Source organism: Catellatospora chokoriensis (assembly GCF_011297315.1).
Lineage (GTDB): Bacteria > Actinomycetota > Actinomycetes > Mycobacteriales > Micromonosporaceae > Catellatospora > Catellatospora citrea.
This window is the reverse complement of record NZ_JAAOTI010000035.1, coordinates 83,066-91,773: the sequence shown is the minus strand read 5'-3', so window position 1 is coordinate 91,773 and position 8,708 is coordinate 83,066. Positions and strand designations below refer to the sequence as shown.

Sequence of the window (8,708 nt, the reverse complement as noted above, 5' to 3'; positions counted from 1 at the left end):
GTGGGTGGGGGTGGGGTGGTGGGGGTTAGTCGCGCCAGCCGGAGATGTCGATGCCCTTGGCGGATTCGACGCGGAGGGCGAAGTGGATCTCCTGGGTGGTGTTGGGGGGCAGGGTGAGGGTCCAGGTGTAGACGCCCAGGTCGGAGCGTTCGGCGGGGTCGGGTTTGGCGCTCAGTTCTTTGACGGTGATCTGGGCGTCGCGGGAGACCGGGAGCTGGTCGAGGACGGTGACGGTGACCTGGCGGGGGCTGTGGTTGGCAACTGTGATCTTGTATTCGGCGTCGGTGCGGCGGGACGAGCCGAGGGTGGCCTTGCCGGCGGAGCGGCGGACGAGTTCGCGTTCGACGCGGACCCGGTCGTCGACGCCGAGGGCCAGCTCGCGTTCCTCCTGGGGGGCCCAGGGTTCGAGGCGGGTGGAGCCGACGAAGTCGCCCTCGTGGAACAGGGCGGCGGTGCCGCCGGGCAGGGTGTGGCCGGACGTGTTGGGCACGGTGGCGCGCAGCGTCGCCTCCTCGGCGCGGACCGGAGCGGTGATGTGGTCCAGGCGGGCGGCCAGGTCGAAGCGCGCGATGAGGGTGCGGTGCGCGGTGCCGTCGGCGGGCACGGCCACCGGCTTGAGCGGGGTGTACGTCGCCGCGACCGGCCCCTCCTCCACGCTCGCGCTGGTCTCGCGCACCGCGGCCCGCGCCTTGGGCATCATCGTCTGCATCGGCGCGGCCCCCGGGGCGGGTGGCGGCGGCGCGGACATCGGCATCGCGGCGGCGGCGTAGGCGACCGGCATCGGGCGCAGCACGTCGACGAACCAGGGGTCCAGCTCGGGCACCTCCAGCGCGCCCGCGGGGCGGGCCGTGGACAGCTTGAGCGCGCACTCCGGCCAGTCCTCGCCGGTGCGCTGGGTGATCATGCCGTGCCAGGTCAGCGTCAGCGTCTCCCCGGCCAGCCGCAGATCGTAGCCGCTGCTCCAGCTCGCGCCGGGCACCACATAGGAGAGCTCCAGCTCGATCTCGCCCGCCTCGTCGACCTCCAGCAGGATCTCGGCGGCCAGCCGGTCCGGCCGGGTGCTGCCGCGCAGGTCCATCAGCCGCCGCTCGGCCGCCTCCCGGCGGCGGTGCAGGTCGAGCCGCTCCCGCTCGCGGCCGCGGCGGGCCGCGTGGATCGCGGTGAGCTGCTCGTCCAGGCCGTCGGCGAACCGCACCGCGGCCGCGGGCTCACCCGTGGCCAGTGATCCCGCACCGCGCATGGCCAGCCTGCCCAGGAAGCGCTCCCGGGCGGTCGCGACCGTGTCGGCGTCGTCGAGGACGGCGATCACCGCCTCGATCTCGCGCAACTCCGCCTCCAGCGCGACGACCGCCTGATGCGAGGTCACCGGCTCGCGGCGGGTCACCACGTTCACCCCGGCGACGGCGGCGGGTCCGTGTCCGGACACCCGCACCGAGTCGCGCAGCAGGTTCAGCGGCAGCGGTCCACACGGGACGCGGTGCTCGCCGGGGGTCAGGGTCACCGTGGCCCGCCGGGTCACCCGCGCCCGGTCCGGGAACACGGTGACCGCGACGATCGGGGCGTCGACGAGGTCGGGACCGTCCGCGTTGAGGCTCATGCCTGCTCCTCGCCGTGCTCGCGGGCGGCCCGACCGGCTGGTCCCAGGAATCGTTCGCTCATGAAATGAGGCTACCCAAACCGGCCCGAGCGAAGCGCCCCAATGGGGCGGGGCGGTCACGGCCGGTGGCCGTGACCGCCCCGCTCTTCAGGGAGGAGGTGTCAGGAGCAGGCGGCGCCGTTCAGGGTGAACAGGGCCGGGTTGGGGTTGGGGCCGCTCGCGGGGTCGCCGATGAACCCGAAGGTCACCGACTGCCCGGGTGCGATGACCTTGTTCCAGGCGAGGTTCGTCGCGCTGACGGTCGCGCCGGACTGGGTCGCCGAGGCGCTCCAGATGTCGTCGACCGACTGACCGCCCAGGAACGACCAGCGCAGCGTCCACCCGTTGACCGCGGCGGAGCCGGTGTTCTTGACGGTGAGCTGGGTGTTGAACCCGTCGTTCCACTGGCTGTGCTTGGTGTAGGTCACCTTGCAGGTGGACGCGGGCGCGGACGCGCCGTCGCCCTGGCCCGCGAGGAAGGCGGCCACCCAGGCCAGCGGGGCGTTCCAGTTGATGGTCAGCTCGTTGGTGGACCACGAGTCGATCTCGTCGATGTAGCAGAACTGCCCGGTGCAGCCGGTCAGCTTCTGCTGCGCCAGCGGGTCCTGGATGGACGAGTTCGGGCCGCCGGCCAGGGTGCCCCTCGGCGGGTTCGGCAGGTCCGGGTTGAGCTGGTGGGCGTACCAGCGGCTGTGCTGGTTGTGCGAGTTCACCTCGCCGTATCCGGTCACGTAGGACATGTTCAGCGCGTTGCGGCCGAACAGGTAGTCCGCGCCCTGCGTCACCGCGTCGGCGAAGCGGTCCTGACCCGTGATGTCGTACGCCGTCGACAGCACCACCAGGTTGTTGGCGATCCCGCTGTTGGAGCCCCAGTCGTAGGAGTTGTTCGCCGGCTGGTACGGCACGCCGTACGGGTGCGCCTCGATCGCGGCCAGGTACTCCTCCGCGCCGGACACCACCGAGGCGCGCACCGCTGCCCGGCCGGGCAGCGCGCTGGGCACCGTGGCCAGGTCGAGGCGGCCCAGCGCGGCGAGCGACTGCCAGCCGAAGCCGTTGCTGCTCCACACGTCGGCCGTGTGCAGCGGCGAGCCGGTCACCGCGGCCTGGTACTGGCTCTCCCCCGTGGTCAGGTAGAGCTCGGCGGCCGCCCAGTAGAACTCGTCGGACACCACGACGTCGTCGTAGGTGCCGCCGCCGGTGCCGTCGGACGGGCTGGCGTAGATCGCCGGGTGGGCCAGCGCCGCCGCGTACGCGGTGCGGGCCGCGGCCAGGTTACGGGCCGCGAAGGCCGCGTCGTACGGGGCGTACACGCGGGCCGCCTGCGCCGCCGCGGCGGCCAGGTTCAGCGTCGCCGCGGTCGACGGCGGGTGCAGCTCGCGCTGCTTGTCGTCGAGGTTGGGCAGCAGCGGCAGGCCGGTCCACTCGCTGTCGTGGATCTTGTGGTGGGCCATGCCGGCCAGCGGCTGACCGGCCGGGACCTGCATCTTCAGCAGGAACTCCAGCTGCCAGCGGGCCTCGTCGAGGATGTCCGGCACGCCGTTGCCGCTCTCCGGCAGGTTCAGCTGGCCGTCCGGGAACGCCTGGGCGGTCGCCGCCCACTTGCCCCGCTCGAACTCGTTGACCAGCTGGAACACCGAGATGCCGCCGTTGACGACGTACTTGCCGTGGTCACCGGCGTCGTACCAGCCGCCGGAGACGTCCAGCGAGTAGTCGCACACACCGGGCTGGCAGGGCACCGAGGTGTCGCCCTTGTTCGGCGCGACGCCGACGTGGCCCGCCGGGCGGCCGTAGCCGGGCCGCAGGGCGTCGGAGATCGCGATCCCGGAGCGCTGGGTGTAGAACATCTTCAGCGCGTCGTCGCGCAGCCCGGCGTAGAGGTTGCCGGCCAGGTCGAACGGGCGGCTGGTCTCGCCGTCGGCGACCAGGGTGTAGCCGGCGCCCGCGACCGCGTACCCGCTGAAGTCGATCGAGTGGACGTTCTGGCCGGAGCTGGCGTCCACGCCGCGCGGGGTGGTGTCACCGCTCGCGACCACGTCGCCGCCGGCGTTCTTGAGCTGCCACGGCAGGGCCGAGGTCGCCTCGGTGACGACGGTCGCGTTCTTCGGGCCCTTGGTCAGGTAGCCGACCTGGTTGACCCGCACCCGCGGGCCGGTGTCGGGCTGGTAGACCTCGGGCGCGGCGCCGCCCTTGAGGGAGATGTCGTCGAGGCAGAGCCGCCAGGGGGAGGCACTGCCACCGATCTGAAACGCCACCTGCGCGTTCGGAAGGGAGACGGGCGCGGTGAAGGTGTACGAGTAGCCGGTGGCAGTGCCGGTCATCAGCGGATTCGCGGCCAGGAACTGCGTCCACGGGTCCACCGGCAGCTGGATGAGCGCCTTGCCGACCTTGTCGGGGGTCGCGCTCGCGGTGAAGCTGTAGCTGTACGTCTCCCCCGCGACCAGCGGGATGTTGTCCTGCCCGATGATCACGTCCCACGGGTTCACCGTGCCGCCCGGGATGTCGGCGCACAGCTGCCCGCTGCTGGAGTCGAGCGTGATGTTGCCGGTCCCCCACCAGGGGGCGTGGCCGGAGGTGAAGGTGCCGTTGACGATCTGCTCGGGGGCATCGGCCGAGGCGGCGGCGGCGGTCAGGCTCGTCGAGACGAGCCCGGCCACGGCGGCCAGCGCGATCAGCACGGGTCTACGCACTGGGGGTCCTTTCGATGGAGCGATCGGTGTTGCATCGAAAGCGGGCGTGAGCAGCCGGAATGCGCCGAAGATCTGGGAGCGCTCCCATCTGCGCCCATGAATTATTGCCGCCACATTTCCGGAGTGTCAATCGCCCCCGCAGTGGAGGTGTGGAAGTTTCAGCCGGCGAGGAAGGAGAGGCGGACCTGACGGGTGGGGTTGTCGCCGTTGGTGTCGACCAGGCAGATCGACTGCCAGGTGCCCAGGGCGATCCGGCCGTTCAGGACCGGCAGGCTGGCGTACGGCGCGATGAACGCGGGCAGCACGTGGTCGCGCCCGTGGCCGGGTGAGCCGTGCCGGTGCTGCCAGCGGTTGTCGGCGGGCAGCACGTGCTCCAGCGCCGTGAGCAGGTCGTCGTCACTGCCCGCACCGGTCTCGATGATCGCCACCCCGGCCGTGGCGTGCGGCACGAAGACGTGCACCAGCCCGTCCCCCAGATCGCGCACGAACGCCGCGACCTCGTCGGTGATGTCCACGACGGTCGCCCGATTCCCCGTCCGCACGCTCAACACTTCACTCCGCACCCGCCCACCCTAAGCGCCCCCGCCCCGCCCCGCTCCGCCACGCCACAGCGCGACGAAGATCGGCGTCTCGTGCCGAAAAGCGGAGTCTGACCGCACTTCCTGACACGAAACGCCGATCTTCGCGGGAGCGAGGGCGAGGGGCGGGGGTCAGTCGCCGCCGCCTCCGCCGTCTCCGCCGCCGTCGCCGCCGGAGTCGCCCGAATCGCCGGAGTCGTTGTCGTCGCTGTCGTAGTCGTCATCGTCGTGGTCGTGGTCGCCGTGGGAGTGGCCGCGGCCCCGGCGACGGCGCTTGCGCGGGGCGAACAGCAGGACCAGGCCGAAGACGATCACCAGCGGGGCGGCGAAGCCGGCGATGCGCTCCAGGCCCGTGGGCGGCAGGAAGGCGTACCCCTCCATGCCCGTGATCGCGGCCGCCGGGACCGCGGTCTTGCTCGCCTCGACCGCGGCGGCGACGCCCGGGCCGACCACGCGGCCGCTGTCGCGCAGCGGGCCGATCACCCAGCTGAGCTCGCAGTTGCCGTAGATGCCCGCGTAGGGCGGGGCCAGCAGATCCTGCTGGCAGCTCCACTCGTCACCGGTGATCCCCGCCGTCACCTTTTCCCCGCCCAGATCGGCCAGGAGGGGGAAGGTCGTGTTGACGGCGAGCAGGAATCCGTATGCGATGAGAAGGAGACCGAGGAGTCGTCGCATGGCGGCAATCTAATCGGCGTACGCCACTGGACAGCGTCCCCGGTCGTGAAGCCGACCGAAATGTTACTGGTCAGTATGCGTGTCGCGTGTCGCATCGGACGGCGGTACGCGTGACGAATCCCCCACCGGAGGGGCAGGATGGGTCGAACAGACAAACTCTGTGTCTAGACCGATCATCACTACAACTACGAGGGAACGCCTGTGGCCACCGAACGCAAGCGCCCGGTGATCAGCGACGGCCTGCCGAGCCAGCTCCCGGACATCGATCCCGAGGAGACGGCCGAGTGGGTGGAGTCGCTCGACGGAGTGATCGACGAGCGAGGCGCCAAGCGCGCCCGGTACGTCATGTTGCGCCTGCTGGAGCGGGCTCGTGAGCGGCAGGTCGGCGTCCCCCCGCTGACCACGACCGACTACATCAACACGATCCCCAGCGAGCGCGAGCCGTGGTTCCCCGGCGACGAGCACATCGAGCGCCGGCTGCGCGCGTACATCCGGTGGAACGCGGCCATGACCGTGCACCGGGCGCAGCGCCCCGGCGTCGGCGTCGGCGGGCACATCTCGACCTACGCGTCGTCCGCCTCGCTCTACGAGGTCGGCTTCAACCACTTCTTCCGGGGCAAGAACCACCCGGGTGGCGGCGACCACATCTTCTACCAGGGCCACGCCTCGCCCGGTATGTACGCGCGCGCGTACCTGGAGGGCCGCCTGACCGAGCACCAGCTCGACGGGTTCCGCCAGGAGCTGTCGCACCCGGGTGGCGGCCTGCCGTCGTACCCGCACCCGCGCCTGATGCCGGACTTCTGGGAGTTCCCGACGGTGTCCATGGGCCTGGGCGGCCTGAACGCGATCTACCAGGCGCGGTTCAACCGCTACCTGCACCACCGCGGCATCAAGGACACCTCGGACCAGCGAGTATGGTCCTTCCTCGGCGACGGCGAGATGGACGAGCCGGAGACCCTGGGCGCGATCGGCCTGGCCGCGCGCGAGGAGCTGGACAACCTCACCTTCGTGATCAACTGCAACCTGCAGCGCCTCGACGGCCCGGTCCGCGGCAACGGCAAGGTCATGCAGGAGCTGGAGGCGTTCTTCCGGGGCGCCGGCTGGAACGTCATCAAGGTCGTCTGGGGCCGCGAGTGGGACCCGCTGCTGGCCCAGGACACCGACGGCGCGCTGGTCAACCTGATGAACGTGACGCCCGACGGTGACTACCAGACCTACAAGGCGGAGTCCGGCGCGTACGTGCGCGAGCACTTCTTCGGCCGCGACGCGCGGACCCGCAAGATGGTCGAGCACATGTCCGACGACGAGATCTGGGGTCTCAAGCGCGGCGGCCACGACTACCGCAAGCTCTACGCCGCCTACAAGGCCGCGACGGAGCACACCGGTCAGCCGACGGTCATCCTCGCCAAGACCATCAAGGGCTGGACGCTGGGCTCGCACTTCGAGGGCCGCAACGCCACGCACCAGATGAAGAAGCTGACGCTGGACGACCTGAAGAGCTTCCGCGACCGCCTCTTCCTGGACATCCCGGACTCGGCGCTGGAGTCGAACCCGTACGAGCCGCCGTACTTCCACCCGGGTGCCAAGAGCGACGAGATCGGCTACCTGATGGAGCGGCGTGCGGCGCTGGGCGGCTCGCTGCCCTCGCGCAACACCAAGCACGTCCCGCTGCAGCTGCCCGAGCACAAGGTCTACGCGGACCTGAAGAAGGGCTCCGGCAAGCAGAAGATCGCCACCACGATGGCCTTCGTCCGCCTGTTCAAGGACCTGATGAAGGACAAGGTGATCGGCCACCGCTGGGTGCCGATCATCCCCGACGAGGCGCGCACCTTCGGCATGGACTCGCTGTTCCCGACCGCGAAGATCTACTCGCCGCACGGCCAGCAGTACACCTCGGTGGACCGGGAGCTGTTCCTGTCCTACAAGGAGTCGACGGCCGGGCAGATCCTGCACGAGGGCATCAACGAGGCCGGCTCGGTCGCCTCGTTCACCGCCGCGGGCAGCGCGTACGCCACGCACGGCGAGCCGATGATCCCGGTCTACATCTTCTACTCGATGTTCGGGTGGCAGCGTACGGCCGACGGCCTGTGGGCGGCGGCGGACCAGATGACGCGCGGCTTCCTGCTGGGCGCCACCGCGGGCCGCACCACGCTCAACGGCGAGGGCCTGCAGCACGAGGACGGGCACTCGCACCTCATCGCGGCGACCAACCCGGCCGCGGTGGCGTACGACCCGGCGTTCGGCTTCGAGATCTCGTACATCGTCGAGGACGGCCTGAAGCGGATGTACGGCGAGACGCCGGAGGACATCTTCTACTACATGACCGTCTACAACGAGCCGTACGTGCACCCGGCGGAGCCCGCCGACGTGGACGTGGCGGGCCTGCTCAAGGGCCTGTACCGGTACGCGCCGGCGACGGTCGAGGGGCCGAAGGCGCAGATCATGGCCTCCGGTGTCGGCCTGCACTGGGCGCTGCGCGCCCAGCAGCTGCTGGCCGAGGACTGGGGCGTGTCGGCGGACGTGTGGTCGGCGACGAGCTGGACCGAGCTGCGCCGCGACGCGGTGGACACGGAGCGGCACAACCTGCTGCACCCGGACCAGCCGGCGAAGGTGCCGTACGTGACCCGGGCGCTGCAGAACGCGCCGGGCCCGAAGGTGGCCGTGTCCGACTGGATGCGGGCCGTCCCGGACCTGATCGCGCGCTGGGTCCCGGGCGACTACACCTCGCTCGGCACCGACGGCTTCGGCATGTCCGACACCCGCTCGGCCCTGCGCCGCCACTTCAACGTCGACGCCGAGTCGATCGTCGTGGCGGTCCTGGCCCAGCTCGCCCGCGCCGGTGAGGTCCCCGCGACCGCCCCGGCCGAGGCAGCCCGCAAGTACGCCATCGACGACGTCCTGGCGGCTCCCGCCGGCGAAACCGGCGGCGACAGCTGAGAGAAGACCACGAAGGCCCCGCGACCTGCCGTCGCGGGGCCTTCGTGCTGTCCCGACAGGGCGGCGCCGGGCGAAGATCGCCGTTTCAGGTCGAAACCCGGTCCCTGACCACAGAAAGCGACCCGAAACAGCGATCTTGCGCGGCGCGACGCGGCGCACGGCGGGGCGAGACGATTTGTGCCGTTGCCGACGGCG

Annotated in this window: 5 protein-coding genes; 1 reads left to right on the top strand and 4 read right to left on the bottom strand. The window is 71.0% G+C overall.

The features are described 5' to 3' along the window. Positions 1-25 precede the first annotated feature (25 nt). The 4 genes from HAV39_RS36500 to HAV39_RS36485 form a co-directional block, all read right to left on the bottom strand. The gene (locus HAV39_RS36500) at positions 26-1,597 is read right to left on the bottom strand and encodes a DUF4139 domain-containing protein (protein WP_191843723.1); all 1,572 of its coding nucleotides are present in this window, start codon (positions 1,595-1,597) and stop codon (positions 26-28) included. Positions 1,598-1,758: 161 nt separating this feature from the next. After that, positions 1,759-4,311, bottom strand: coding sequence for a glycoside hydrolase family 9 protein (locus HAV39_RS36495; protein ID WP_239120942.1), 2,553 nt, complete (start codon positions 4,309-4,311; stop codon positions 1,759-1,761). 170 nt (positions 4,312-4,481) lie between these two features. Continuing rightward, entirely contained in the window at positions 4,482-4,886 is a 405-nt protein-coding gene (locus HAV39_RS36490) for a secondary thiamine-phosphate synthase enzyme YjbQ (RefSeq protein WP_191843722.1), read from the bottom strand. A gap of 147 nt (positions 4,887-5,033) precedes the next feature. Beyond that, positions 5,034-5,576: a hypothetical protein gene (locus HAV39_RS36485; RefSeq protein WP_191843721.1), complete on the bottom strand. Its 543-nt coding sequence runs from the start codon at positions 5,574-5,576 to the stop codon at positions 5,034-5,036. Between the two features lie 201 nt (positions 5,577-5,777). Between HAV39_RS36485 and aceE the strand changes: the two genes are divergently transcribed. Continuing rightward, positions 5,778-8,513 carry a pyruvate dehydrogenase (acetyl-transferring), homodimeric type gene (aceE, locus tag HAV39_RS36480; RefSeq protein WP_191843720.1) on the top strand — a complete coding sequence of 912 codons (2,736 nt, stop codon included), beginning with the start codon at positions 5,778-5,780 and terminating at the stop codon, positions 8,511-8,513. Positions 8,514-8,708 lie beyond the last annotated feature (195 nt).